Raw genomic sequence first — 25,521 nt, 5'->3', positions numbered from 1 at the left:
TTATTGCGAACATAAATTTGCATTGCGAACAAAATAGACTGGATACTGATTAGCGTCAAATCGAAATCACTGCCAATGATGTTGTTCGTCATATTTTAGAAAGAGACATCGAAAACCAGAGGAACAATGGTGTAGAGCGCGACCATGATCACTAACAAACCGATGACATTGAGCCAAATACCTGCCCGAATCATGCTTTTGATGGGAAGATCCCCTGTTGCGAAAGCCACCGCGTTGGAAGGTGTTGCGACTGGCAACATGAAGGCGCAGCTCACGGCAAAGGTAACCACGATGGTCATCAGGAAGGGCTCAATGCCCAGCCCAACGGCGATAGATCCCATGATGGGGAAGAAGGCAGCTGCCGTCGCCGTATTGCTGGTTAGCTCGGTCAATAGGATAATCACGATAGCGGTGATGGCTAGAATCAAAATTAGGGGCAGTCCCGACAATCCCGATACGCTCTCGCCAACCCAGGCGCTTAAACCGGTGGCGGTGAACTGGGCTGAAAGTGTTAGGCCACCACCAAATAGAATCAGTACTCCCCAAGGCACGTCCCGCGTAGCCGACCACGCCAGCAATGCCCCTTTTCCTCTAGAAGCAGGAATTACAAACATTAGAATTGCCGCGAGAATCGCCACGCTGGTGTCGTTGATGTTGGAGAGCCAAGGCAGCGCATTCTGCACAAATGGAAATTGCGCGATTAATGGCAAAAATACCCAGCAGAACACTGCCCCAGCAAAGACCATCAATACACGTGATTCTTCAGGCGATAGTCGGCCCATACCCTTGAGTTCTGTCTCTATCATCGCTCGGCCTCCCTGAATATTCTCAACTTCCGAGCGGAACACCAGTTTGTTCAGGACTAGCCAAGCCAGCATCAGCATAGTGAATGAGAAAGGCACACCTACCAGCATCCAGTGACCAAAACCGATGCTAAGCCCGTGAGTGTCTTCCATGTAGGCGCGCATTAGCGCCATCGGTGGCTGACCGATCAGCGTCGCCATGGAGCCGATGGTGATGGCATAGGCGATGCCCAGTAGCACAGCAGCAGAAAACTTGGGCGTGTCATCACCGTTACCCAGCGACTTCACTAACGCAATGATCGAGACACCGATTGGCACCATAATCACTGCGGTTGCTGTATTGCTCACCCACATGGTGATGAACCAGCTTGCGAACATCAGACCGAAGACAATTTGAGCGGGTTTAGTACCCACGGTGAGCACCGTCAGTAACGCGAAGCGACGATGTAAATTCCAGCGCTGCGTTGCCAAGCCCAGCAGTACGCCACCCAATACTAGAAAGACAATGCTGTGAGCATAGGGCGAGGCGGTCGCTCCGACCGAGGCAATATCGAAAAAAGGGAACAGTACAAGCGGCAACAGCGACGTGACAGGAATGGGAATCGCCTCTGTCATCCACCAGGTGGCCATCAGCATAGCAATGCCTGCTACAAGACGAGCGTTGAAGGCTAGCGTTTCGGGTAAAAGGAAGAAAACACCCAAGCCAATGACAATGCCCATGACGAGCGAGATTGGTTTGAAAGCAGAAGCTTCAGCGTAGGGCGTTTGTTCAACGGCCACGGTGGTTTGCGACATGATCATTTTACCCGCAGAGCAATAACAGTGCAGGTGAGTGTTACTGCTCGGGTTCACTGATTCCAATACTTATCGGGTTGTTACCTATACCCAACCGATCAATGAGTCAAGACTGCAAAAATGCCTATGTAACGATAAAAAACAGAAATTTAGCCGTTATTTAGTTGTCACACTCATTGGTGAGGCACATTTTCAAAACGCAGGCTTACGGGGAATCCAACTTTTTTCACATTGGGTAATGTGCGACCAATAAATGACACTGTAGATGTCGTTATCTTTCGATGGCCGGTCGCCGGGAACTTGGAAGTACATTAACGAGTATGGGGTGGTAAGAAACACGAATCGAAAACTGACAATAGCACCGTGTTTGTCAACGGAAACCAGACGAAGTAACTAGTCACACAGCATCCGCAAACCTTGGGCACACCAGATCGGAGATAAGACGCGGAGTATTCTAGAGACGTTGTGAGTGCAATAGCATGATTTAAACCGTACACCCCCAGAGTTGGACTAATGGTAATACCGCATGACCGTTGATGACAGAACAATCCAAAGTGGCTAGATTCCCAACACATCTAACCTCTCCGCCCTCGCGCGAAAACAGCTGCAAATAAAAGCTACTATATAACAGCACAGGATTTAATCGAAAAAACCTATGAGCCCCCTTGGATCAGAAGAATGAACCGTCCTTGAATTTGTATTACAGTGAAAAATAAATCTTTAGCATAAAGGACTAAAGTATTATTTTATAAGTTCATTACACGATAATTTTTCATTCAAAGCACAGAGATCGTGATTTTATTCGTCTAAAAGGAAGCTTTTCATGTAAGAGTATTCTAAATACTAAGGAAGCTCTGAAAAAGTCACTGCCATCAGTGATAATACGGCTATCGTCAACTGCATAGGATTCAGTGCTGCCATGGATCAAATCACCTTCTCCGAAGCCGAGTACCAGAACAAGAAGAGAAAGACCCGCCGCGAACTCTTTCTGGAGCGGATGGACAAGCTGATCCCCTGGACGCAGCTGGAGAAGAAGGTAGTCCGTTATTACCCCAAGGGCGAGAGCGGGCGGCCTCCGTATCCGTTGTCTGCCATGCTCCGCGTCCATTGCATGCAGTTGTTTTACAACTTGAGCGATCCGGCCATGGAAGACGCCCTCTACGAGATCGAGTCCATGCGCCAATTCGCCGGTTTGAAACTAGACCGATTGCCGGACGAAACCACGATTCTCAAGTTTCGCCATTTTCTGGAACACCACGGCCTTGGCAAGGTGCTGTTCCAGGAAGTGAACAACCACCTAGAGAAAAATGGCCTGATGCTGCGCGAAGGGAGCATTGTCGATGCCACTATCATCTCTGCGCCTAGTTCCACCAAAAACAAAAAAGGCGAGCGCGATCCGGAAATGCACCAGACTAAAAAAGGTAGCTCTTGGCACTTTGGCATGAAAATGCATATAGGTGTCGACGATAAGCTTGGGTTGATTCACAGCATCGAGACCACGGCTGCCAATGTCCATGACATTGTGCCTGCCGATAAGCTCCTTCACGGTGAAGAGCAACGCGTCTTCGGTGATGCCGGTTACCTGGGTATTCAAAAACGCGACGAGCACAAGCACCGCAACGATATCTCTTGGTATATTGCCAAACGGCCTGGCACCCGCAAGAAGCTAGATGCCAGGCGACAGAAAGTCGAAAACATCAAAGCCAGTATCCGTGCCAAGGTGGAGCACCCCTTTCGGTACATCAAACAAGTTTTTGGTTATGGCAAGGCTCGCTATCGTGGACTGGCCAAAAACACTCAGCGCCTGCACTTGCTGGCGGCGTTCAGCAACCTGCTGATCAGTGAGAAATACCTATGGGAATAGGGCGATTGCGCTCCTTTCCCGCTCAATGAGCGGGAAAGGAGCAAAAATACACAAAGAAAGGGAGAAGAGTGTCTAAATTTTCGATTTTTTGTAGGCTCAAGTAAGCGTTGATGAATATCGGCAGTTATTCAGACCTTCCCTAAATAAGACAAACCTTTAAGGCATGCCTTTAAACCTATTAAGTATTTGCTCTAGATTGCAGCGGTTGTGACCCTTTCAAGGCTAACAAACATACTCAAACATAAAATAAGGTAATGAGATGACTACAAAGAGCCTTGGACACTTAACAACCACCGCACGCATTATCCCGCTGGCAGCCGCTATAGCGGCGGCAGCAGTAGGTACTGCACACGCCAGCGAAAGGCTAGATGTCGCGAGCGCCTACTCTACTCAGAACCTGTTTGGCCAGAGCGCCAAGAACATCTCCGAAAGAATCAAAATGATGTCGTCAGGTGAGTTTGAGTTCGCCGTCCATGATCCGGGCGAACTCGTACCTCCGTTTGAGATCTTCAACTCTGTCTCGTCTGGTGCCATCCCCGCCGGCTGGACCAGCATCGCCTATCTTTCCGGCAACTTGCCCATTGCCAATCTCTATGGCGCTCTACCCTTTAGCCCACCCGCAGAGGCAGTGTTCTCCTGGACGTCTGCTGGCGAAGGAAGCGAGCTGTTGCAGAAGGCGCTGGACCCTTATAACGTCAAGTTCCTGGCTTGCTCCTACCTACCCCAAGAGCCAGGCGGCTGGTTCAACAAGGAAATCAACAGCACCGATGACTTGAACGGCCTGTCGATGCGAATCTCTGGGCTGGGCGCACAGGTTCTAAACAAATTCGGCGCTTCAACACAATTGATTCCCGGGAACGAAGTCTACCTCTCGCTTGAGCGTGGTCGGGTTGATGCCGCCGAGTTCTCGATTCCCCAAGTTGATAGTGCGATGGGCTTGGACGAGATTGCCGAGTATTACTATTTCCCCGGCTGGCAGCAAGGGGCAGGCTGGCTTGCACTGCTCATCAACCAGAGCGTCTGGGACGGATACAGCGATGCTCAGCGTGGGCAGATCAGTACCGCTTGTCAGGCCAATATCCAGAAAGAGGCTGATGAGGTGATCCCGGCCCAGGTAGAGACGCTACGTGAACTGGAAGAGAGTGGCGTCAAGATCCGCCGATTCCCTGATGAGGTTCTCAATGCCCTACACGATAGTTGGGATGAAGTGCGCAGCGAACTAATGGCTGAGAGTCCCGAGTTCGACGAAGCGTACACATCACTAATAGAGCATGCCGAAAAGATGCAGCAGTGGCATGACCTCCAAACCCTTCCTAGCAAAACAGATGTCCAAGGGGACTGACTATGACTACGGCCCCTCTCGCCCCTTGGCGTGAGCGTGGCGCTGCGGTCTCTTCCGCCCTGTCTCGACCCTTGGTCGGGCTGGGGCTGTTGGTAGGTCGCGTCACCAGCTGGCTGGTATTGCTGGTGATGGCGGCTGTCCTGTTGACCGTACTGCTCAACGCTACTGGCATCAACGAGATTGCTCGCTGGAACGATAAGGTGCTCCTTTTCGGAAATGCCCTGACCATCAACAGCATCACTGAGCTTCAGTGGCACCTTTTCGGTGTCTTGACACTGTTCGGAGGCACCTACGCCCTACATCACGATACCCATGTGCGTGTCGATCTGATTTATCACCGCTTATCGCCTAGTCATCGCGCCATGGTTGATGTGATCGGTCACTTGGTGTTGCTGATTCCCTTTTGTCTACTGGTCGCTTGGCTTTCTAAGCACTTCGTGACGATGTCCTTCTTGACAGGGGAGAAATCGAACTACGGGGGACTCACGGATCGCTATCTGATCAAGGCCATACTTCCCATCTCTCTGGTTTTCTTAGCCTTGGGAGCCCTTGGTCAAGTATTCGAGAAGCTAACCATCATCCTTGACCCGCGAAAAGCGGAGACAGATCACGAGGTCAACAATGGCTGAATTCATCAGTGAATATTATTTGGCGATGTTGATGGTGGTATCGCTGCTGGCCGGTATTTTTACCGGTTATCCTGTAGCGTTCCTGTTAGGCGGGCTAGGCATTATTTTCGCCTTCATCGGCGGCATTCCCGTTCCTTTCTTGGCCACAGTAGGATCACGTATCTACGGTGGTGTGGTCGAGAATTGGTTGATGATCGCCATCCCGCTCTTCGTGTTTATGGGCCTAATGCTTGAGAGTTCCGGCGTGGCGAGGCGATTGCTACTAACCTTGCAGCGTGTATTCGGGCGGACGCCCGGTGGACTCGCCATTTCTGTAGCTATTCTGGGCGTAGTGATGGCTGCCAGTACGGGCATTATTGGTGCGTCAGTGGTTATGCTTGGCCTTCTAGCGTTACCCGTGATGATGCGGCAAGGTTATCACCCGGAGATGGCCTGTGGGGTGATAGCGGCTTCCGGTACGCTTGGGATTCTCATCCCACCTTCCATCATGCTGGTTCTCATGGGCTCGATACTTCAAGTATCGGTAGGAGACTTGTTCAAAGCCGCACTAATTCCCGGGCTGTTGCTCGGCGCCCTCTATGTTGCTTACCTATTGATCATCGCTCGTATCAAGCCCCATTGGGCGCCGCTGCCGGACCTCGACGCCACTGACACCGACACATCTCCTCTCATGTTAGCCTTGGCGCGGGACCTGTTTGGCCCATGCGTGTTGATCTTCGCCGTACTGGGTTCAATCATGGCAGGGATAGCTACACCGACGGAGGCGGCGGCAATCGGTGCACTGGGCAGTGTGATCCTTGCGCTGCTGATGCGCAGTATTAGTTGGAACACACTTAGTAAAACCGTACAGGAGACCGCCCGCACATCGGCGATGATTCTGTTCGTCGTGATCGGTGCTACCAGTTTTTCTGTCGTCTTCAAGCGGTTGGGTGGTGATTACATGATCGAGGCCTTGATCACTGGTACGGGGCTTGGGCCCTATGGTTTGCTACTGCTGATCATGGGCTTGATCTTTGTGCTTGGTTTCTTTCTGGAATGGATTGAGATCAGCTTCGTGGTTCTCCCCTTAGTGGCTCCGGTGGTAGAAATACTGGATTTCGGGTTGGGACTAAGCAGTCAAGCCATTCTGATTTGGTTTGCCATTTTGGTCGCCATAAACCTACAAACGAGTTTTCTCACACCGCCCTTTGGCTATGCGCTGTTCTACCTTAAGGGAATTACGGAAGGTAAGATCGGAATCGGCACTATTTATCGTTCGATCATCCCGTTCGTCCTTCTTCAGATCACTGGGTTGGCTCTGTGCATATTCTTCCCTGCAATAGCGCTCTGGTTACCTGGTTTGTTGCCATGACTCCTTCGACACTATTTCCTATTTAGCCCATAGACATTTAAGAAGGAATGAGTAATGAAATTTGAACTAAACAACCCCACAAAAACTGCTCTTCTTGTCATTGACATGGAAAATGATTTTGTTAAGCCAGGTGCACCGATGTGTGTACCCATGGCTACTAAAGCTGTACCGAATATCAAGAAACTGATAGATGTCTGCAGGAAAAAGGGCGCCACGGTAATTTACACAACTCATGTGCACGGAAAAGATCGTGGCGACATGGGGCTGATGTCAGGTTTCTGGCCGCCTATCGACAGCCAAGAAGCTCTTGTTGATAACACACCAGGTACCGAAATATACCCTGACATCGCTCCTCAAGAAGGAGAGCTTGTCATCAAAAAGCATCGCTACAGTGCTTTCTACAACACGGATCTTGAAACTCAGCTTAGAAACAGAGGGATTGATACGCTTGTTATTACTGGCACTGTTACCAACATGTGCTGTGAATCGACTGCTCGAGGTGCTCAGTTCAGAGACTACAAAACCATTTTTGTTTCGGACGCTACCGGTACCATGTACCATCCAGACCTGGGTGCCGGTGCTATGAGTGCCGAAGATGTCCAAAAGGCGACACTAACAAGCCTTTCATTCTGTGTTGCTGAGATTGCATCGACTGATGAAGTCATAGAAAGACTTTGAAGCAAACAATATATTGCTGTTCATGAATTAAAAAAAGGGGATGAAGGCAGAAGCCAAAAAACCAGTTTCAACAAGGTCCTCCCTATTACTATTATTGCTGCTGCCCCTGCACTGACGCTCCCGGGGGGTCATCAACGCTTAGAGCGCTTAATATTCTTGAATACCGTATAGCCGCCAGCAACTGCTGCAATGGGCCAGCCTAAAGCTAAGGATGTACTTTTTAATAGCCACCTCACACAAAATGAGTGCGCACCATGAGACATTTTTCCAGCGTTAGCACAGAGCATTTCAGCCATACTAAACGCCTTAAAGAATGGCAAGATGTCATGAGTATTCATCTGGGGAAAACCCCGGAACGCATCCGGCGATTGGAAAGTACTTCGGTTTCACCACTATACAAAGAACCATTCAAGGGACGACTTGAATACGGCGCGCTTGGTGAGTTGCAATTCTGCAGAATGGTTTGCAGCCCTCACCGATTTTCTCGACGCATTAATAAAACCGCATATCGGGATGCTCACCCTGGGTTGCTGGTTTTACAAATGGGCGGAGTGAGCCAGGTTGAACAAAGTGGTAAAAGCTCTACCTTCACTCCCGGAGACCTCCTCTTTCTAGACTGTGGCCGACATTTCACTGTTACAAGTACCAAAAACTGTGAGTATTTAATGCTTCTTTGTGGCGATCTTGGCACGCCTGCCACCATCCCAAAAGATTTACGCATAAATAATCGGAATGGACTAGGCCGAATGCTCCATAATTTTATTGTCGACGCCTATACACAGTACCCTCTCCTGAACGATGCCACATCCTGTTCGCTAGGCAAAAGTATTATTTCCTTGCTCCAGAACACGGTTGAAAACAAGAACAAGGAAGAAGAGCTTGAGCATAACCCGCGCTTATTTAAGAAAAACTGGATAAAAGATTTCGTTGATAGGAACCTTTCTAGCCATGAATTAACCGTAGAGCGAATAGCCCAGATTGCGCAGTGCTCTACACGAACCCTTCATCGCGCATTTGAAGATGAAAGTGAGTGTAGTTTAAGTGAGTATATCTGGCAGCGCCGCTTAACCCGCTGTGCAGAAGACCTTCGAGACCCAAATAGCATAGGGCGCACGATTAGTGATGTAGCACATAAATGGGGTTTTACCTGTAGTGCACACTTTAGCAGATCATTTAAAGCTTCTTATGGCGTTTCACCGCGAGTCTTTCGCGATTCAGCCAGGGCCGGCTGATATTTCAAAACTTAATTTTACTTAACAAAATTAACGAAAAGCTATTAAGCAAACCCACTCATCTCTATCGGCTACCCATTGCTATGAGCCGAGCTACTTTCGAAGCCCTCCTCGCTCAACACAGGCTAACCATCGTATTCTCGGACAATATGTTGTTTGACAGTTGGCAGAGCTCCAGGCCCACCCCTCTTGCTTTCAATAATCACCTTCAAAAATGCCTCCCCGTATCTTGCAAAGGGGGGGCCATGAGCTTGAACTTTAAGTAACTCGCATACGCTACGACTCATGAAATGTCGTAATGGCACAGCTGTTCAAATATGTCGCTTTCAGACAAGACACGATCTTTTTTCTCTCCTAAAGTCAGGTGCAACAGAGGCATTAGGCCTCTGCATTAAAACTTAAACACCCAAAAACACTATAACAACAACAGGCCTTGATGTATGAATAAAGCTCCCATGTACGCACGTGCAATAATATCGTCGTCTCTATTTGCCCTGGTATGTTCTTCTGCCTTGGCGGCAAATGGTCCACCCCCACCTGCCGTTAGTCAGCCAGGTGGCATAAACCTTGGTAATACCAGTTTCTATGACGGCTTCGCTGGGCCGCCTGGACTTAATCACAATATTTACTTACAGCACAGTAGAGCAACGTCTTTCCGCGATAACGATGGCAATGATAATAAGGTTTTTGATAACCCAGAGTTCAGTGCCACCACTTTAGTAAATCAATTTACTTACTACTCACCAAAAACAATTGGGAGAGGAGGGCATTTAGGCTGGAGCATCATTCTACCAATCGTTTCACTCGATGCTGATTTTGGGGCTAAAGGCCCTCAATTAAAAGACAACGGCACAGGTTTTGGAGATATATCTCTTGGCCCAATGGTTCAGTTTGATCCAATAGTCGACGCTCAGGGACGGCCTACGTTCGTTCAGCGTTTGGCGCTTGATGTTTCGTTGCCTATAGGTGAATACGATGAGACTAAAGACTTTAATCCCGGTTCAAATTTTTACTCGATAAACCCTTATTGGGCGGCAACGTGGATGCCTGCTGAGCGTTGGGAAATGAGCTGGAGGCTGCATTATTTATACAACTTCAAAAACAGCGATCCTGCCAGCAGTACCTACCAGCTGTTCAATGGTGATCCAGTTCGCGATACCCAAGCAGGCCAAGCCGCCTGGTCAAACTTCGCCGCCTCTTATGAAGTCATTCCGAACGTGTCAGTTGGCTTAAATGGATACTACTTTAAGCAACTGGAGGACGACAAAGTCAATGGACAACGTCTTGAAGATTCGCGAGAGGAGGTATTAGGCATTGGACCAGGGCTATTGTGGAAAAACACCAAAGGGCCATGGCTTTGGTTCAACGTATATCACGAGACAGAAGTCGAAAATCGCGCAAAAAACGACTTCTCAGTCCAAGCGCGCTTAGCGTATCCACTTTAATTAAAATGAATCTACCACGAGGTGTAAAGCTATGAATAAGCCAAAAAAATGGATCGCAGATAAGATCGAGAGCCTCGATCCCTATAAAGATTACATCGAAATATGGAGACTTTCAAGCAGTTATCGCTTGAATGACTTCATGCAAAATTTTATTTATGCATTGACCTTCCCCAACTTTATCGTAACGGACTGGGGGTCAAAAGCTGTCTGGCGTGAAGATGGAGGGAAAGTACTTCACCAATCCACCTCGCGGGTTGAGCAGACGGGCAGTGCCAATGCTCTTTGGTGGTTCTATGGCCCTAACGATGAGAGAACTCTCAAATCTATTGAGAGTATAAATAAGCTTCATGTTTATTGGGCCAAAAAGTACCCTGGCGCATTCTCCTATAATGAAGATTACATCTATACGTTGGCGTTTTCTGCAACCACAATGCATCGCCTAAAACTGAAGATGGGGGCCCCTGGTATATCTGAAAAAGAGAAAATAGCGGCTCACCTTTTTTGGCGTGACATGTCTAAACTTTTTTATGCAGAAAACGGTCAACCCATCACAGGCTATCCAAATAGTTTTGAAGAGCTAGTAGAGTTCTGTGAGCAGTATGAAAACACTCCTAGGCCGACACCCGAGCGAGCCAACTTGGTAGCTAATGCTATCTATGAGCAGTTTGTTTTCAGGTTTTTTCCACCCCCGCTTCACTGGTTTGGCCATCAGCTAATTAGGGCCATGTCGCTACCCACTACGCTAAAAACGCTCGGTATCGACCCACCCGACCCAATGGCTGCGGAGATTCTCCCGAAGCTTATGGGCTATATTTTCTGGCAGATGGAAGAAAACGCTGACGACCCAACCGAAAGCTATATCGAAGAAAGATTGCGGATGTCAAGCGAAGAGAAAAAAAGTATTCGGAGCGAGATAAAGGATCTGGATGGACGCTTTCCTGAACACTTTGCTCAACAATATAAGGACGACCCCAAATTTATTGGCTGTCCATACCATGCAGCCCTGGAGGCAGCAGCTTCTAGTAAAAAAAGTAACAGTGAAGATAATTTTGTTGACGAATTAGAGAAGAAGGCAGGGGCTTTAGACTAGGAGACTTCGGGGGCAATGAAGCATAAGTAGAACTTAGAATAAGATATTGTTGCTGACTTGCCCCTTATCCCAGTAAAACAATGATTTTTTGCGGCAGCCACAAACACGTAGTACAGAAACACGTAGTACAGAAACACCAAATAATATTTCGTCTACCTTTCTCCTCAATTGGCCTACTTCCTAGAACAGTTATATTTCCACATCAGCATATCAGTTGTTTCCGAATTAAAGCCATCTCAGTTAGTCATTACACTCGCAAATACAATAAGGAATATTTACATGAATGAGACTTCACCCATCTGGGAAGACAAAATTTACCTGGGACAGTGGCAAACTGCTGAAGGGCCTCAGGCTGCCGTAATTGGACCCGCCACCGGCGAAGTCCTCGCTAAAGTTCAGACGGCTACTCCCGTAGACGTAGGTCGCGCTGCACTTATCGCTAACTCAGCTCAGCAACATTGGGCCACGTTACCTTTCGATCAAAAAGCAGAGATCCTACGCCGGGCCGCCGCCCTGCTCAAAGAGCGGGCCGAAGAAATCAATCGCTGGAATATTCGTGAGTGCGGCTCTACAGCAGCCAAGGCTGAATGGGAACTGCAGGTTACCTATGAACAGGCCCAGATGGCCGCAGCACTCCCCATGCAACCCAACGGACAGATCTTCCCTTCTAGCATGCCAGGTCGTCGCAATTACTGGAAGCGGGTACCCATTGGCACAGTGGGGGTTATAGCTCCTTGGAACTTCCCCATCCTCTTAGCCATGCGCTCGGTCTTTCCTGCCTTAGCCATGGGCAACTGTGTGATCCTGAAGCCAGCCCCAATGAGCGCTATCTGTGGAGGTGCTTTGATGGCCGAGGTTCTAGAAGCAGCTGGCTTGCCGGAGGGCGTGTTCCACGTACTACCAGGTGGGCCCGAGGTGGGTGAGGCGTTGGTTCAACACTCGGATGTCGGCATGATCTCCTTTACGGGCTCTACCGCCGTTGGCGAGAAAATCGGCGAGACGTGTGGGCGCATGCTCAAGAAATGCGCCCTTGAGCTTGGCGGTAACAACGCGATGGTGATTTTGGACGATGCTGATTTAGATGCCGCTGCCTCTTCCGCAGCCTGGGGGGCTTTTCTCCACCAGGGTCAAATCTGCATGCAGGCAGGACGGCACTTAGTGCACCGTTCAGTGGCGGACAAGTACATGAACAAACTCGCCGAGCGGGCCACGCGCTTAGTCACGGGTGATCCTTGGAAACAGCAGGTACACCTCGGCCCGTTGATCAACGAGACCCAAGCGCGCCGCGTTGAAGAGATCGTGAACCGCTCTGTGGCCATGGGTGCTAACGTTGTCGCTGGCGGTAAACGCGATGGCAACTTCTTTGAAGCCACGGTTCTTAGCGGCGTGACGCCAGAAATGCCTGCCTTTGGCGAGGAGATTTTCGGTCCAGTGGCGCCGATAACACTCTTCGATAGTGACGAAGAAGCCATCGCCCTGGTCAACGCCTCGCCCTACGGACTCGCCGCTGCCATTCATTCTGCCTCCACGGAACGTGCCCAACGCTTCGCCGAGCGCATCCGCGTGGGGATGGTGCATATCAACGATCAGACTGTGAATAACGAATTCCAGGTACCCTTCGGTGGCATGGGCCGCTCAGGTACCAGCGGTCGCTTCGGTGGCCCCGCAAACCTGGATGAGTTCACCACCACCCAGTGGGTCAGTGTTATGGAACAAGGTATCCAGTATCCCTTCTAGCGCTCAATGAATTAAGCATTTGCTATTGATACGACGTCACCCCTTGATTGAGTAGCGCTACACTTTAGAGTCCGATCCTATGGGTAAGGAGATGGGACATGAAGAAGCGTTTCAGCGAAGAACAGATCATTGGTTTCCTGGGCGAAGCAGAAGCGGGACTGCCCATTAAGGAGCTATGCCGTCGGCACGGTTTCTCAGAAGCCAGTTACTATCTATGGCGCAGCAAGTTTGGTGGTATGAGCGTACCCGATGCCAAGCGACTCAAAGAACTCGAAGCCGAAAATGGACGATTGAAAAAACTGCTCGCGGAGTCGCTACTGGAGATGGAGGTCACTCGCGAGGCGCTGAGAAAAAAGTGGTGAGTGTACCTGCACGCCGAGATGTGGTGCGCTTTATGGTGTCACGTGGCCTCAGTGAGCGCCGAGCGCTCCGTGTCATCCGTATGAGTGCCAGTGCATTGCGCTATCAATCGGCTCCTGACCGTAATGAAGCATTGCGTGAACGCATTGTTGCCTTGGCCCATCGGCATCGTCGCTATGGCGCTGGCATGATCTATCTGAAGCTGCGTCAAGCCGGTGAACAGGTCAATCATAAGCGAGTCGAGCGTCTCTACGCAGCTGCTCGGTTGCAGGTAAAACGCCGCAAGCGCAAGAAGGTTCCCACGTCTGAGCGGATGCCCCTTGGCCGCCCTGGGGCCGCCAATCAAGTCTGGTCAATGGATTTTGTGTTTTACCGGACGGCATACGGGCGCGTGATCAAGAACCTCACCGTCGTCGACGACGGTACCCATGAAGCCGTGGCAATCGTGCCTGAGCGTCCCATTGGCGGACTTTTTTTAACACGTATTCCTGATCATCTGGCTTTACAACGTGGTCTACCTAGCGCCATTCGGACAGATAACGGACTACCTAAGGAACCCGCTCAATATGCACACAAAATCTCACTTCGTGCTCAACATGGGAACACTTGCTCACTACTCAGGCTCATGCGTCGCAACCATATCTAAAGGGTGCTCACCATTTCATTCACTAACGGATCGTAAAATGGTTGCATCATGCCCTGCTGCATCAAGTACATGATAACCCGCGCGTCTTTTTTGTCGTTTTATCCCAGCTTTTAAACAACATTTCACGCGCTCTGGCGCAGGCTAAAGACGACACCATATGGCACAAGGCCCCTTGAGACCTTAAACAATAGGCAATATTACGATGAAAGTCAGCCGTTGGCTCAAAGGCCACCAAAATATCTTCAGCAGATGCTTCTGCTGCATTAATGAGGTTCTGATAACCCATTAACGTGTTAGGAAACTTAAACGTTTTGGTACGACCTGACGGCCATAAAATGACCGCATCATGGGACGTTTTAGCAATGTCGATGGCGATCATCACCTTCACAGAGCTATTCTTTACGTTGTCAGCCATGTGTACATCTCCTAAATCCACTGATTGGCATCAAAGATTTTGGTACAGATGGCTGGCTCCAACCTGCTTATTCAGCAAGTACTACGGGCCAGAACATATCAGCGGTAAGTTATCGGCATGGGCGGAAGGTCGAGGTATTCAGCTCATGTTTATCCAGACAGGAAAGCCCCAGCAGAATGCTTATATAGAACGCTAAAATCGAACGGTCGCTATGACGGGTTAGCCCAATACTCTCTTTCAAAAAAAATTGACCTTGCCCTGAGCAAATTCACCAATAGACATTGGTCGTAGCCATAAGCGCTAATTATGGTGCTTAACACAAAAAAAAATCCATTCCTCAACGATATACGATTACAAAGCAATGTGTGTATAAAATCCTACATTGCGGGATATATTGAAATTACTCTATTGTGGCACTAGAATCATTTCAATAGAGTAAATAACATTAGTCGCTATCGTCGCTTGCTCACCTCTTCCGCCTCGCTAGCCCGAGAGAAAGGTTAAAATATGAAACTTGTTACATTCCGTTATCAGAACACCATCAGCATCGGTTTAGTGGATGGCGGCCGGGTCCTCGATCTCGCTCCCCTTGCCGATCGTCTAGGTGGTTCACTCAAGGAAATGATACGTAAAGGTGTTCTTTCCGACTTGGTGGGATTTGATACCTCAAGCTTAAATTCATTAAGCCTAGACGAAATTGAGTTTCTGCCGGTCATTCCGGATGCTGGCAAGATCCTCTGTGTGGGCATCAACTATACGACGCATGTGAAAGAGACGGGGCGTGATATGCCGATGCACCCGATGATATTCACCCGCTTCGCTGACTCCCAGGCGGGTCATCTAACGCCGATCATTCGGCCGTTTGTCTCGCACAAGCTGGATTTCGAGGGGGAACTGGCTGTGGTGATCGGCAAGACCGCGCGCCACGTCAAGGCTGAGAATGCCCTTGAATACGTTGCTGGCTACTCTTGCTATAACGATGGCAGCGTACGCGATTACCAAAAGCACACTATCCAGTTTATCCCCGGCAAGAACTTCCCTAACACGGGGGGATTTGGCCCATGGCTTGTGACTAGCGATGAGATTCCCGACCCGCAGGCGCTACACCTGACCACCCGCCTGAATGGCGACGTCATGCAGGACACCGATACCAGCGATATGATCTTTGGTGTGGCGGAACTGATTGAATACTGCAGTACATTTACCGAGCTGGCTCCGGGCGACGTTATTGTCTCCGGCACCACTGGCGGCGTGGGCGCCTTCCGCGAACCCCCGGTTTGGATGAAACCAGGTGATAGCATCGAAATTGCTATCTCGGGCATCGGTACCCTGCGCAACACTATCGCAGACGAGGCGTAATCAAGTTATGAGTCAACAGCATCCCGTGGCCCTTGATCGGCATATTGAGGAGCAGGCTTCCCGAGCAGGCAGAAGCAGCAAGAGCAATAGCAGTCTGGAAAGAATGCTGGTGATTCTGGATCTGTTCTCGGAAGAGGTACCGATCTGGTCGGTAGAGGCAATGTGCGATGCGCTGGGCTATACGCGTTCGACTGCTTATCGCTATACCAAGGAGCTGGCCGAAGCGGGGTTGCTGTTTCAGGTTGAGCCCCGGCGCTACGGCCTAGGCTCAAGAATCATCCAGTGGGATAGACAGCTGCGACTGACTGATCCCTTGGTAAAGGCGACGCGAGAGATCGAGCCTGAACTCGATGTCTTCGACGGTGAGCAGATCTGGATCGTATGTCGGCTATTCAATGATCAAGTGATTTGCGTCCACAGCCATGGTCACCTGAAAGAGCCTGTTAGCTATGCACGGGGTACGCCACGCCCGCTGTTCATGGGGGCGACATCGAAAATCATATTGGCCTACCTGCCTGCTCGCCAGCATATGCGGCTTTTCTTAGAGCATCAGCATGAGGTAGTGAAAGGAAGCTTGGGCTCGTCGTGGGAGGAGTTTAAGGACGTCCTCCAGACGATCCGGCGGCAGGGCTACAGCGAATCTCACGGTGAGGTGGATCCAAACCTCTTCGGGCTTGCCGCTCCCATCTTTGATGGTAACGGCAAGGTCATCGCCAGTCTAAGCTGCGTAAGACCACAAACGGCCTACCGTGAAGACCAAGCGGAGGAGCAGCGCCAGATAGTGATGGCCCTTGCGAATCGCCTAACCGAGAAGTTAACGCAGTTGATTAATTCGTAAGTTACAGATGATGTCTTGAGAAGATGCATCGAGGGCATGTAGCAAGGATATATAGCAAGAACAGTAGCAATAAGAGTGACGACTGAATCTATGCGCCAGAGTATCAGAATGACCGGAGGTAGGTCTTCCTGCACAAATAACACCCCGTTTCCTTCTTAACGCGATTTTTGTCGTCTGCCCTGGGCAGAGGGGAAGGATGCGTCTTAATGACGGTGTCGTAAGGACAACAGTAATGAAACAACAACCTGACAATACCAGTACCGCCGCTTTTTCACTAGCCGACCGCTTCTCTGTCATTATTGTCGGAGGTGGCCCCAGCGGGTTGACCCTGGCCAATCTGCTGGGAACCTATGGGGTTCGCACCCTGGTGCTTGAACGCAATCTCTCGACGGTGACCGAGCCGAGGGCGGTATCCATCGATGACGAGTCTATGCGAACCATGCAGGCCATTGGGCTTGAGGAGAGAGTACTTGCATGCTGCGCTCAGGACTATGGCTCGGTCTATCTGGACCTCAAGCGCGTGCCCTTCGCCAACATTGAACCGAGAGGGCGTGAGTATGGCTATGCGCGGCGTAATGCTTTTCACCAGCCAGAGTTGGAGGCAATCCTGTGTAACGGGCTCAAGCGCTTTGCCCATGTTGAGGCGCGCTTCGGCCATCGTGTTGTCGACTTTGTACAGGACGTCGATTGTGTGCGTTTAAGGGTCGAGACTGATGAGGGGCACTACGAGGTTGTTGCCGAATACATGGCGGCAGCCGATGGTGGACGCAGCTTTGTGCGCAGCGAATTGAATATCAAACTGAAAGGTCTTACCTACGAGCAGAAGTGGTTGATCATCGACCTCAAAGGGACGCAGGACAATTTCCGCCAGACTCGCGTCTACTGTGATCCAGCGCGTCCCTGCATCAACCTGCCTGGTCCCGGTGGCAGCCGCCGTTTCGAATTTATGCTGCTGCCCGACGAAGATGAACAAAAAGCAGTAGAAGAAGGGTACGTTCGCCAGCTGATGGCTGAGCATGGCCCGGATCGCGACGCAGAGATCGTCCGCAAACAGGTATATGCCTTTCATGCCCGCGAAGCTGAGAGCTGGCGTCAGCAGCGCATCTTCCTGCTCGGTGACGCTGCCCACTTAACCCCTCCATTCGCTGGTCAGGGCATGAACAGCGGCCTGCGCGACTCGGTGAACCTAGCCTGGAAGCTAGCTTGGGTGCTCAAGCGCAAGTTGCCTGAAACGCTGCTAGAAAGTTACGAAGAAGAGCGCAAACCGCACGCCTGGCAACTGATTGAAATGGCCGCCATGCTCGGCAAGTTCATGATGCCAAAGAGCCGTATACACGCAACATTGTTGCAGACTGGCCTGCGCTGGCTGAGCGTCTACCGCCCTGCTCGTGACTACGTTACCCAGATGCGTTACAAGCCGACGCCGCGTTTCGTCAGCGGTTTCTTCATCAGCGACGCTGCCTCTGCCCGCAAGACACGCACAGGACGATTGATTGCCCAGCCGATGCTTGAGAATCCCAATAGCGAGATGGCGCTGTTGGATCGCTACATCGACGGCCACTTCGCACTTATCACTTACCACCCTGATGCGAAGAGGGCGTTCGACGCTATCCAGCCTTGGCTCGAGTACCTACCGGATGATCTAAAGAAAGTGTGCGTTACTCCGCGCAACTACAACCCTGTTCCCGTCGAGGGTATAGAGGTATTGCGAGATGCTCACAGCCAAGCCAACGACTGGATATTCAGGGCGCATGGTGGCGAGCACGTCTTTTATCTGGTAAGGCCGGATCGCTACACCATGGCGGTTCTTAACAAGAACAATTTGCCCACGGATGCCATTCACCTGGGTGAGATGCTGCGCCCTCCCGAGTTCAGCGCTTTAGGTAATTCTCATCAGCCTTTGAGTACCGCCGCTACCCTGTAAAACCCAGCAACACCTACATTTTCCCGTCGATAGCAGGATGAGTACCCACGGTTAAGGGTAATCGTCTGGAAGGTGGATTCTTGAAGATAACTACTACAACAATACGGAGTACGACATGAAATTATCGAGCTTCAATCCCCTGTTAGTTGGCCTTGCCTGCGCTGCTGGCAGCCTTATGGTGTCCGCCACTGCGCAGGCCGAGACGCTTCGGCTCAGCACACCAGTACCGCCCAGTCATATCTTCAGCAAGGTCTCTGAACGCCTCGCGGGAAATCTCGGTGAACGCTCCGACGGGCGTTACGCTATAGAGGTATCCCCCTATGGCAGGCTGGGTAACGATAACGAGCTGATCCAGCTCCTCCAGCATGGCGCGGTGCAGTTCGGCGTGGTTCCCGCCGCATCGCTCTCCAGCCGCGAGTCCTCCTTTAATGGCTGGTTTCTACCTGGCGAATTCGAGAACTACGACGAGGCCGGAGCGGCAACACAGTTGCCAGCTGCCCTTAGTATGCTCGAAAAGCTGGAGCCCCAGGGCATGATCGGTCTCGGTTACATCATCGCCGGGATGCGGCACGTGCTGTCGACCGATTCGGTCGAGTCCATAGATGACTTAACCAATCAGAAGATCCGTGTCTTCCCCAATCCTGTCTTCAATGACTGGTGGCTGGCCAACGGAGCGGCGCCCACCGCGCTACCGACCTCCGAAGTCGCACCGGCACTGACCACCAATCTGTTGAATGCCGTCGACGTTGACCTTGACTTCGTCACTGCCCTGAAACTTTACCAGCAGGCTCCACACTTGGCACTCACCAACCATATGGCCTTCCCCGGCGTAGTGCTGGTCTCCAAAGCTTGGTGGGATAATCAGAGCGAAGCCGATCAGCAGATGATCCGCGAGGTCTTCCAAGAAGCCGAGCAGTGGGGCATTGAGGAGCAAGCACGTGTCGAGGAGGAAAATCTCGCCACGCTCAAGGACGCTGGCGTAGAAGTGGTCGAGATCAATACCGCTGGCTACGCAGAGACGGCTGCTGCAGTGCGTCAGACATATATCGATAGCGACCCGTTAATCGCCGAGTTCTATCACCAGGTCGTGACCAATCAATGAAGTGTGGATGCAGTAATGGCGTGGCCCAGGTCACGCCCATGCCGCATAGGGGGCATTATGCTTAACATATTGAAGTGGTGCGATAGCGCGCTGGCCCGACTGGAAACATGGGTGCTTATTATCCTGACGGGACTGCTGGCCGGACTGCTGGTCGCCCAAGTGGTGTTGCGTTATATATTCGGCACCCCACTTTTTTGGGCCGAGGAGGTGGCGTTGCAGATTCTAGTGGCCATCAGCTTCATTGGTGTCAGCCATCTACTTTATACCCGCTCGCTGGTGCGGATCGACATCATTCCCAGTCTTCTGCCCGAACGAGCGGCCCATTGCCTTGAGGTCTTTTTTTGCCTGCTCGGCCTATGTGTTTTGGCGATCTTCACCGCACTGACGTGGCAATGGATTGCCTCACCGCATACGCAAATCGAGTTGTCGCCAACGACGCAACTGCCGCGTTGGTACTACTTCAGCGTGATGCTCGTGGCGCTGATGGTCATGAGTTACCACCAGTTCGTCAGCCTTCTACTCTCCATCCATCGGCTGGTTAGCCACGAAGCCTCCGAGAGGGTGTGCACATGATCACCTTTTCCGTTTTCTTTATTACGCTGTTTCTCGGATTGCCTATTCTGCTGACGCTGATGCTGGGCACCCTGGTGTTCCTGCATCAAAGCGACCTGCTGTTGCTCTCCAGCAGCCTGCCCCTGCAGTTTTACGGTGCCCTAGAGAAGAATGGCCTGCTCGCCATTCCACTGTTTATGCTGGTGGGCGAGTTGATGAACCGAGGTGGGCTGACCGATCGCCTTGTCGAGCTGGCCAACCTGCTGCTTGGGCGCATGCGAGGCGGTCTAGCTTACGTCAACCTGCTGACTAACGCAGTGGCGGCCTCTATCCTGGGCTCTGCCATTGCCCAAATCGCGGTGATGAGTAAGGTCATGATCCCCGCCATGGAGAAGCAAGGTTATAAACGCGACTTCGCAGCGGCGGTGACCGTTTCTGGTGGTTTGTTGGGGCCGATCATTCCTCCCTCAATGATCATGATTATCTACGGCGTCATCGCGCTGCAGCCGATTTCCGCGCTGTTTTTGGCGGGGCTGCTACCCGGACTGCTGATCTTTCTGGGTTTTGTCGTCGTGGTGATGATGCTCGGCTTTATCCATGACTTCCCCAAGCTGGAGCGGACTGCACGGCGCAAGGTGAGCCTGATAGGGCTGCTTAAGCAACTTTCTCCGCTAATGATTCCGGTGTTTATCATTTTCGGCATCTCGGCAGGGGTGATGACACCCACTGAGGCGGGTGCCGTGGGCGCTCTGCTGGCACTAATCATCGGTAAGTGGATTTATCGCTCCATCCTTTGGAGCGACCTACCGGAAATATTCAAACAGGTCGCCCTTAACACCGCGTTGATCACAGGCCTTATTGCGGCGGCGACTATGTTCGGCTGGGCGCTCTCTTTTGTGGGCGTACCGGACCGCATCGTTGCGATGATTAATGCATGGACCCAATCGCCCTGGGTGTTCCTGCTGCTTATCAACCTGCTGGTCGTGGTACTAGGGATGTTCCTGGAGAGCATGAGCATTCTGATTGTGTTAGTGCCCATCGTCCTGCCAACCGTGCTGGCATTGGGCATTGATCCAATCCATTTCGGCGTGGTGATAAGTTTGGCGACTCTTATTGGCCTCGTGACACCACCGGTGGGGCCGGGCCTGTTTGTCGTTACCTCGACCACTCAAGTATCCATGTTCGGGCTGTTCAGAGCCATGATCCCATTTTTGATTGCCATGTTCGTGTGCATGGCAATCATCAACCTGGTGCCCGCCTTGTCGCTGTGGCTTCCGCAGCAATTAGGGCTTAGCTAATTAGCATAATGCACCAGACATGTCAGAGACGGCTTAACAATCAGCCATCTTGGTTAAACCAGAGCACCCTTGAATTAACAAGGCTACATTTCGGCAACTCACTAATCCTGGAGTAAATAATGAATAACAACCGACTGCTCATTGATACGAACCCTTCACAGCAAAAGCTGAGTGGGACGCGCGTCTCTCATATCGGTTTCCGTGTACCTGATATTGAGGCAACCACAGTTTTCTACCAGCGAGTATTAGGTATGGCAGTGCATGAAAATTCCTTGGAGGGCGTGGTACGTCTAGGCTGGGGAAGTGGGCACCACGTCATCGAACTAACATCGGGAAAGTACGCGCTAACCCACTTCGGATTTGAAACACAGGATAGCGAATCGATCAACGCACTGCAAAGCCGGCTAGAAGATGCCAATGTGGTCGTAAGGGCACTGGATGCTGCCTATATGGATGCAGCTGTTGGCGATCCGCAGGGCATTGAGTTTGAAGATCCCGACGGCAACCGAGTGCACTTTCATACGGCAATGGATCACCTAGGGGAACACCAAGCGGACATAGGGCGTCGGCCGATTCGCTTTCAACATACGACGGTTGGTAGTGACGACGTCAAACGGATGGTGGCGTTCTACGCCAATATTGTTGGTTTTTCTCTTTCCGACCAGCTTAGTAATGGCAATTTTGCGTGGCTGAGAAGTGATCGTGACCACCACACCTTAGCGGTTGTTGACATTGGAATGCGGGGTCAGTTGGACCATTACTCATTCGATCTCAGCGAGTGGGAGGATTTCAAGCAGTGGTGCGACCGACTAACCGATCTTAACGTAGAGGTTACCTGGGGGCCTGGCCGCCACGGTCCTGGCAACAACCTGTTCGTGTTCTTCGATGACCCAGCAGGAACTCATATCGAACTGTCGGCGGAAATGGAGAAATTCCACGACGATTTGGTGACGTATGTTCCTCGTCTTTGGGAGCCGACACCGCGCAGCGTCAACCTGTGGGGAGGCCAACTATCCAAATTCCGCAAAATGGCTAAAGAAGCGTGAAATGACATAAGGCCTTGTTCCATAGACCCTCTTCCATCTGTGGAAACAGATTGTCGGCGACCTCGGCTCCACGGGGTTGTCGACCCTTAGTCTAGATAGGCCAGTTTAGGTTTTTCAGTCATGAAGAAGGAGATCGTTTTACATGATTGTGCTGGAAAATCAAATTTTTCCGTATAGTAGATCGCCACTTAATACATCGTTCAGTGACGGAAAATACATGAAGAATCTCTCCGACCGGGCCGCCCGCTTAGTCACAGGTAACCCTTGGACACAACAGGTACACCTCGGCCCATTGATTGATGAGACACAAGCTAAGCACTTCGAGGAGAGCGTGAACCGCTCAGTAGCAATGGGTGCCAAGGTAGTCGCTGGCGGTAAACGCGATGGCAACTTCTTTGAAGCCACGGTTCTTAGCGGCTTGACGCCAGAAATGCCTGCCTTTGGCGAGGAGATTTTCGGCCCTGTAGCCCCCATTACACTTTTTGATACCGATGAGGATGTTATCGCATTAGTCAATGTTTCCTCCTATGGGCTAGCCGCCGCTATTCACTCCACATCTACAGAGCGAGCCCTGCGCATTGCTGATCGCATCAAAGTAGGCATGGTGCATATTAATGATCAGACGGTAAACAATGAGTTTCAGGTACCCTTCGGTGGCATGGGCCGCTCAGGTACCAGCGGTCGCTTCGGTGGCCCCGCAAACCTAGATGAGTTCACCACCACCCAATGGATCAGTGTGATGGAGCAAGGTATCCAGTATCCCTTCTAGCGCTCAATGAATTAAGCATTTGCGATTGACAAAAAGCCCTGTGCTGCGAAAGCAGGCACGGGGCAAAATAGATGGCGTCTTCATCACTTCTGCAATTGAGCCAAGTGCTGCATTTTACTGGTCATTTCTTGACCTGCTGCTGCTACAACGGGCATCAAAAAAGAGGTTACTTCCTCTGTTGCGACGGTTATCGGTAAGACGAGGCTAACACTTCCAAGAACTCGCTTGTCGTCATAAATAGGGGCTGAAATCCCAGAGGCACTTGTTCCAAGCTCACCTGCCGTGATAATAGCAGGCTGGCTTCTAAGCTCTCGAAGGCTTCGCTTGACCTCTGTCCAGTTGGCGCCAAGGCCAAACTGGTTGAATTTATCAGGAGCGTGGTTGAAGTAGGCTCTAGCTTGGCGTAAGGGTAAGTTGGCCAGAATCACTTTTGATGCAGCGCCTTGATATAAAGGTCGCGGCTGGCCACGCTCATAGCTAATCTCATGGTGCTGATAAGTCTCGAATTCCTCATGCACACACATTACTTGGCCGCGGAAGTAGCGGCAAAGGATGGCGATACTGGCAGAAGGTGCCGTGCTGAGCATTTCTCGCATAATACTTCTCGCCGCATGAATCATTGGATCGCCAATCCTTAGTTTACGGTCCAGCTCAATTATCGCCGGGCCAAGTACATACCTCCCTGTCGTATAGGCTGAAATATAACCGGCCGAGGCAAGCGTTCTAAAGTAACGGTAGGTCTGGCTGGCCGAAATCCCCAAGTGTACAGACGCCTCATCGACCGACCACTCCCCTTTTTCTTCATCAGCGAACAGGGAAAGTAATCGCAGCAGCCGTTCCTGAGAATTCTCTTTCAAAGCCACCTCAACATTTCCCGTCTGTTAATAGCGCCCTTAAACCACTGCGCGCATCTTTTGCAAAGCTCACTAGGGGCTTACAGCAATAACTGACTGTCACACATGACCATCAGTTGCCTCAATACGCTGTGATTGCTTAAAAAAATTTTTGAGCGCCCAGCACCATAGCCTGTATCAAAGCCTCCAGAAGATAATACTTTTGTCGCAAATACATATTTTTGCCTTGACCCCAACCGCATAAAAAGCAAAATTATCACAATACGAAAAAAATTGTTTTATTTAAGGCAGAGACAATAATTGCTGATCCTTACAAACACGACATCAGTTGAATCTTAAGGAGGGGGCGATGACCGCCATAGCATTTAAAGAATTAATCTCCAAAGACAACATGGCACCACTCTGGGAAGTGCTGCGAGGTTTGACACCGCGTGAACCTAAACAAGTACTGGAGCCTGTTATCTGGCGTGATAAAACGATTCGCAAGAATATGGAGATGGCCTGTGAAGCCATTTCTGCTGAGGATGCCGAACGTCGCGTACTGGTGCTGGAAAACCCAAAGCTACGCGGTAAATCCTTGGTGACCACCTCGCTATACGCAGGCATTCAGATGATTTTGCCTGGCGAGGTAGCACCCAGTCATCGTCATACGGCTTCAGCATTGCGTCTGATTCTCAGTGGCGAAGGTGGCTTCACTAATGTGGACGGTGAAAAAGTAATGATGAGCCCTGGTGATTTCGTGATCACACCATCAGGGGTGTTCCATGACCATGGTGCCGAGGGAAGCGACTCGGTGATGTGGCTGGATGGCCTTGATGTACCTGTCGTGCAAATGCTTAACGCGGGCTTCTCTGCTGACGCCCCGCACAAACGCCAGGAAGTTCGTCGCCCGGCAGGCGATTCTGAAGCGCGTTTCGCATCCGGGTTAAGCCCAGTTGGGTATCAGTGCAATGGCACGACGAGCCCTTTGTTCCACTACCCCTATAAGCGCACCCGGGCAGCGTTAACCAAGCTCGCTGAGAGTGGTAATTGTGATCCTGCAGCTGGACTCAAGCTGACCTTTACCAATCCCACCAATGGTAAATCACCGATCCTTACCATGGGCGCTTATATACAACTTCTGCCACAAGGGTTTCAAGGTGTGGAGCATAGGGAAACAGATGGCGCGGTCTATTGCGTAGTGGAAGGTAGTGTCCGCGTTCAGGTCGAAGATCAGGAGTGGACGGCAAATCGGCACGATGTGTTTGTGGTTCCTGGCTGGGCCTGGCGTCGCTTCGAAGCCTCCGATGAATGTGTTTTGTTCAGTTTTTCCGATCGCCCTCTTCAGGAACATTTGGGCTTTTGGAAGGAAGAGAGAAAAAACGCGTAACCACTCCCTAATAAAAAGGATAA

21 protein-coding genes and 1 pseudogene are annotated in these 25,521 nt (G+C 51.0%); 19 read left to right on the top strand and 3 right to left on the bottom strand.

What is annotated here, in order from left to right; genetic code table 11:
• Positions 1-95 precede the first annotated feature (95 nt).
• Positions 96-1,598 (bottom strand): SLC13 family permease, encoded by a 1,503-nt coding sequence (locus AC4EYZ_RS12660; protein ID WP_027958952.1) that lies wholly within the window; start codon positions 1,596-1,598, stop codon positions 96-98.
• 919 nt (positions 1,599-2,517) lie between these two features.
• Between AC4EYZ_RS12660 and AC4EYZ_RS12655 the strand changes: the two genes are divergently transcribed.
• The 10 genes and pseudogenes from AC4EYZ_RS12655 to AC4EYZ_RS12610 all read left to right on the top strand — a co-directional run.
• Positions 2,518-3,462: an IS5 family transposase gene (locus AC4EYZ_RS12655; RefSeq protein ID WP_022519777.1), complete on the top strand. Its 945-nt coding sequence runs from the start codon at positions 2,518-2,520 to the stop codon at positions 3,460-3,462.
• Positions 3,463-3,721: 259 nt separating this feature from the next.
• On the top strand, positions 3,722-4,804 hold the full coding sequence (locus AC4EYZ_RS12650) for a TRAP transporter substrate-binding protein (protein WP_022521196.1): 1,083 nt from the start codon (positions 3,722-3,724) through the stop codon (positions 4,802-4,804).
• A 2-nt stretch (positions 4,805-4,806) separates the two neighbouring features.
• Entirely contained in the window at positions 4,807-5,433 is a 627-nt protein-coding gene (locus tag AC4EYZ_RS12645) for a TRAP transporter small permease subunit (protein WP_022521195.1), read from the top strand.
• Entirely contained in the window at positions 5,426-6,784 is a 1,359-nt protein-coding gene (locus AC4EYZ_RS12640) for a TRAP transporter large permease (protein WP_022521194.1), read from the top strand. Before AC4EYZ_RS12645 ends, AC4EYZ_RS12640 begins: the two co-directional genes overlap by 8 nt.
• Positions 6,785-6,838: 54 nt before the next feature.
• Complete coding sequence (locus AC4EYZ_RS12635) at positions 6,839-7,462, top strand: isochorismatase family protein (RefSeq protein WP_022521193.1); 624 nt, start codon at positions 6,839-6,841, stop codon at positions 7,460-7,462.
• A gap of 254 nt (positions 7,463-7,716) precedes the next feature.
• Positions 7,717-8,694, top strand: a complete 978-nt coding sequence (locus tag AC4EYZ_RS12630) for a helix-turn-helix domain-containing protein (RefSeq protein WP_022521192.1) — start codon at positions 7,717-7,719, stop codon at positions 8,692-8,694.
• Positions 8,695-9,134: 440 nt separating this feature from the next.
• Positions 9,135-10,139: a SphA family protein gene (locus AC4EYZ_RS12625; RefSeq protein ID WP_009286253.1), complete on the top strand. Its 1,005-nt coding sequence runs from the start codon at positions 9,135-9,137 to the stop codon at positions 10,137-10,139.
• A 31-nt stretch (positions 10,140-10,170) separates the two neighbouring features.
• Entirely contained in the window at positions 10,171-11,229 is a 1,059-nt protein-coding gene (locus AC4EYZ_RS12620) for a hypothetical protein (RefSeq protein WP_009286254.1), read from the top strand.
• Positions 11,230-11,508: 279 nt separating this feature from the next.
• Complete coding sequence (locus tag AC4EYZ_RS12615; protein ID WP_022521191.1) at positions 11,509-12,966, top strand: benzaldehyde dehydrogenase; 1,458 nt, start codon at positions 11,509-11,511, stop codon at positions 12,964-12,966.
• A 98-nt stretch (positions 12,967-13,064) separates the two neighbouring features.
• Positions 13,065-13,870 (top strand): annotated as a pseudogene (locus AC4EYZ_RS12610) (transposase); the annotation flags it as partial.
• A gap of 163 nt (positions 13,871-14,033) precedes the next feature.
• On the opposite strand, the gene AC4EYZ_RS12605 reads toward AC4EYZ_RS12610, so the two are convergent.
• On the bottom strand, positions 14,034-14,387 hold the full coding sequence (locus AC4EYZ_RS12605; protein ID WP_022521188.1) for an IS110 family transposase: 354 nt from the start codon (positions 14,385-14,387) through the stop codon (positions 14,034-14,036).
• A 507-nt stretch (positions 14,388-14,894) separates the two neighbouring features.
• Between AC4EYZ_RS12605 and AC4EYZ_RS12600 the strand changes: the two genes are divergently transcribed.
• The 8 genes from AC4EYZ_RS12600 (at position 14,895) to AC4EYZ_RS12565 (ending at position 23,275) form a co-directional block, all read left to right on the top strand.
• A complete protein-coding gene (locus AC4EYZ_RS12600) occupies positions 14,895-15,746 on the top strand; it encodes a fumarylacetoacetate hydrolase family protein (RefSeq protein ID WP_022521187.1) in 852 nt (283 codons plus the stop codon).
• Positions 15,747-15,753: 7 nt separating this feature from the next.
• Positions 15,754-16,584 (top strand): IclR family transcriptional regulator, encoded by an 831-nt coding sequence (locus AC4EYZ_RS12595; RefSeq protein WP_022521186.1) that lies wholly within the window; start codon positions 15,754-15,756, stop codon positions 16,582-16,584.
• 232 nt (positions 16,585-16,816) lie between these two features.
• Positions 16,817-18,508 carry a bifunctional 3-(3-hydroxy-phenyl)propionate/3-hydroxycinnamic acid hydroxylase gene (locus AC4EYZ_RS12590; RefSeq protein WP_230804236.1) on the top strand — a complete coding sequence of 564 codons (1,692 nt, stop codon included), beginning with the start codon at positions 16,817-16,819 and terminating at the stop codon, positions 18,506-18,508.
• Positions 18,509-18,623: 115 nt separating this feature from the next.
• On the top strand, positions 18,624-19,610 hold the full coding sequence (locus AC4EYZ_RS12585; protein ID WP_022521183.1) for a TRAP transporter substrate-binding protein: 987 nt from the start codon (positions 18,624-18,626) through the stop codon (positions 19,608-19,610).
• A gap of 57 nt (positions 19,611-19,667) precedes the next feature.
• The gene (locus AC4EYZ_RS12580; RefSeq protein WP_022521182.1) at positions 19,668-20,183 is read left to right on the top strand and encodes a TRAP transporter small permease; all 516 of its coding nucleotides are present in this window, start codon (positions 19,668-19,670) and stop codon (positions 20,181-20,183) included.
• The gene (locus tag AC4EYZ_RS12575) at positions 20,180-21,460 is read left to right on the top strand and encodes a TRAP transporter large permease (RefSeq protein WP_022521181.1); all 1,281 of its coding nucleotides are present in this window, start codon (positions 20,180-20,182) and stop codon (positions 21,458-21,460) included. The genes AC4EYZ_RS12580 and AC4EYZ_RS12575 overlap by 4 nt, the downstream gene beginning before the upstream one ends.
• A gap of 119 nt (positions 21,461-21,579) precedes the next feature.
• Positions 21,580-22,506, top strand: coding sequence for a VOC family protein (locus tag AC4EYZ_RS12570; RefSeq protein WP_022521180.1), 927 nt, complete (start codon positions 21,580-21,582; stop codon positions 22,504-22,506).
• Between the two features lie 217 nt (positions 22,507-22,723).
• Positions 22,724-23,275, top strand: a complete 552-nt coding sequence (locus AC4EYZ_RS12565; RefSeq protein WP_196518051.1) for an aldehyde dehydrogenase family protein — start codon at positions 22,724-22,726, stop codon at positions 23,273-23,275.
• Positions 23,276-23,358: 83 nt separating this feature from the next.
• Here the strand turns inward: AC4EYZ_RS12565 and AC4EYZ_RS12560 are convergent, their stop codons facing one another.
• The gene (locus AC4EYZ_RS12560) at positions 23,359-24,138 is read right to left on the bottom strand and encodes an IclR family transcriptional regulator (RefSeq protein WP_022521178.1); all 780 of its coding nucleotides are present in this window, start codon (positions 24,136-24,138) and stop codon (positions 23,359-23,361) included.
• A 340-nt stretch (positions 24,139-24,478) separates the two neighbouring features.
• Between AC4EYZ_RS12560 and AC4EYZ_RS12555 the strand changes: the two genes are divergently transcribed.
• A complete protein-coding gene (locus AC4EYZ_RS12555) occupies positions 24,479-25,498 on the top strand; it encodes a cupin domain-containing protein (RefSeq protein ID WP_022521176.1) in 1,020 nt (339 codons plus the stop codon).
• Positions 25,499-25,521 lie beyond the last annotated feature (23 nt).

Source organism: Vreelandella sp. 162(4c), from assembly GCF_058152265.1.
Note: the sequence above shows the minus strand (reverse complement) of the source record. Positions and strands in the feature narration are given on the sequence as shown.

Coding starts and splice junctions, on each gene's coding strand:
- AC4EYZ_RS12580 (WP_022521182.1), top strand. CDS start 19,668: ATGCTTAACATATTGAAGTGGTGCGATAGCGCGCTGGCCCGACTGGAA.
- AC4EYZ_RS12615 (WP_022521191.1), top strand. CDS start 11,509: ATGAATGAGACTTCACCCATCTGGGAAGACAAAATTTACCTGGGACAG.
- AC4EYZ_RS12575 (WP_022521181.1), top strand. CDS start 20,180: ATGATCACCTTTTCCGTTTTCTTTATTACGCTGTTTCTCGGATTGCCT.
- AC4EYZ_RS12645 (WP_022521195.1), top strand. CDS start 4,807: ATGACTACGGCCCCTCTCGCCCCTTGGCGTGAGCGTGGCGCTGCGGTC.
- AC4EYZ_RS12570 (WP_022521180.1), top strand. CDS start 21,580: ATGAATAACAACCGACTGCTCATTGATACGAACCCTTCACAGCAAAAG.
- AC4EYZ_RS12625 (WP_009286253.1), top strand. CDS start 9,135: ATGAATAAAGCTCCCATGTACGCACGTGCAATAATATCGTCGTCTCTA.
- AC4EYZ_RS12630 (WP_022521192.1), top strand. CDS start 7,717: ATGAGACATTTTTCCAGCGTTAGCACAGAGCATTTCAGCCATACTAAA.
- AC4EYZ_RS12660 (WP_027958952.1), bottom strand. CDS start 1,598: ATGTCGCAAACCACCGTGGCCGTTGAACAAACGCCCTACGCTGAAGCT.
- AC4EYZ_RS12650 (WP_022521196.1), top strand. CDS start 3,722: ATGACTACAAAGAGCCTTGGACACTTAACAACCACCGCACGCATTATC.
- AC4EYZ_RS12590 (WP_230804236.1), top strand. CDS start 16,817: ATGAAACAACAACCTGACAATACCAGTACCGCCGCTTTTTCACTAGCC.
- AC4EYZ_RS12620 (WP_009286254.1), top strand. CDS start 10,171: ATGAATAAGCCAAAAAAATGGATCGCAGATAAGATCGAGAGCCTCGAT.
- AC4EYZ_RS12585 (WP_022521183.1), top strand. CDS start 18,624: ATGAAATTATCGAGCTTCAATCCCCTGTTAGTTGGCCTTGCCTGCGCT.
- AC4EYZ_RS12640 (WP_022521194.1), top strand. CDS start 5,426: ATGGCTGAATTCATCAGTGAATATTATTTGGCGATGTTGATGGTGGTA.
- AC4EYZ_RS12655 (WP_022519777.1), top strand. CDS start 2,518: ATGGATCAAATCACCTTCTCCGAAGCCGAGTACCAGAACAAGAAGAGA.
- AC4EYZ_RS12555 (WP_022521176.1), top strand. CDS start 24,479: ATGACCGCCATAGCATTTAAAGAATTAATCTCCAAAGACAACATGGCA.
- AC4EYZ_RS12565 (WP_196518051.1), top strand. CDS start 22,724: ATGAAGAATCTCTCCGACCGGGCCGCCCGCTTAGTCACAGGTAACCCT.
- AC4EYZ_RS12605 (WP_022521188.1), bottom strand. CDS start 14,387: ATGGCTGACAACGTAAAGAATAGCTCTGTGAAGGTGATGATCGCCATC.
- AC4EYZ_RS12600 (WP_022521187.1), top strand. CDS start 14,895: ATGAAACTTGTTACATTCCGTTATCAGAACACCATCAGCATCGGTTTA.
- AC4EYZ_RS12595 (WP_022521186.1), top strand. CDS start 15,754: ATGAGTCAACAGCATCCCGTGGCCCTTGATCGGCATATTGAGGAGCAG.
- AC4EYZ_RS12635 (WP_022521193.1), top strand. CDS start 6,839: ATGAAATTTGAACTAAACAACCCCACAAAAACTGCTCTTCTTGTCATT.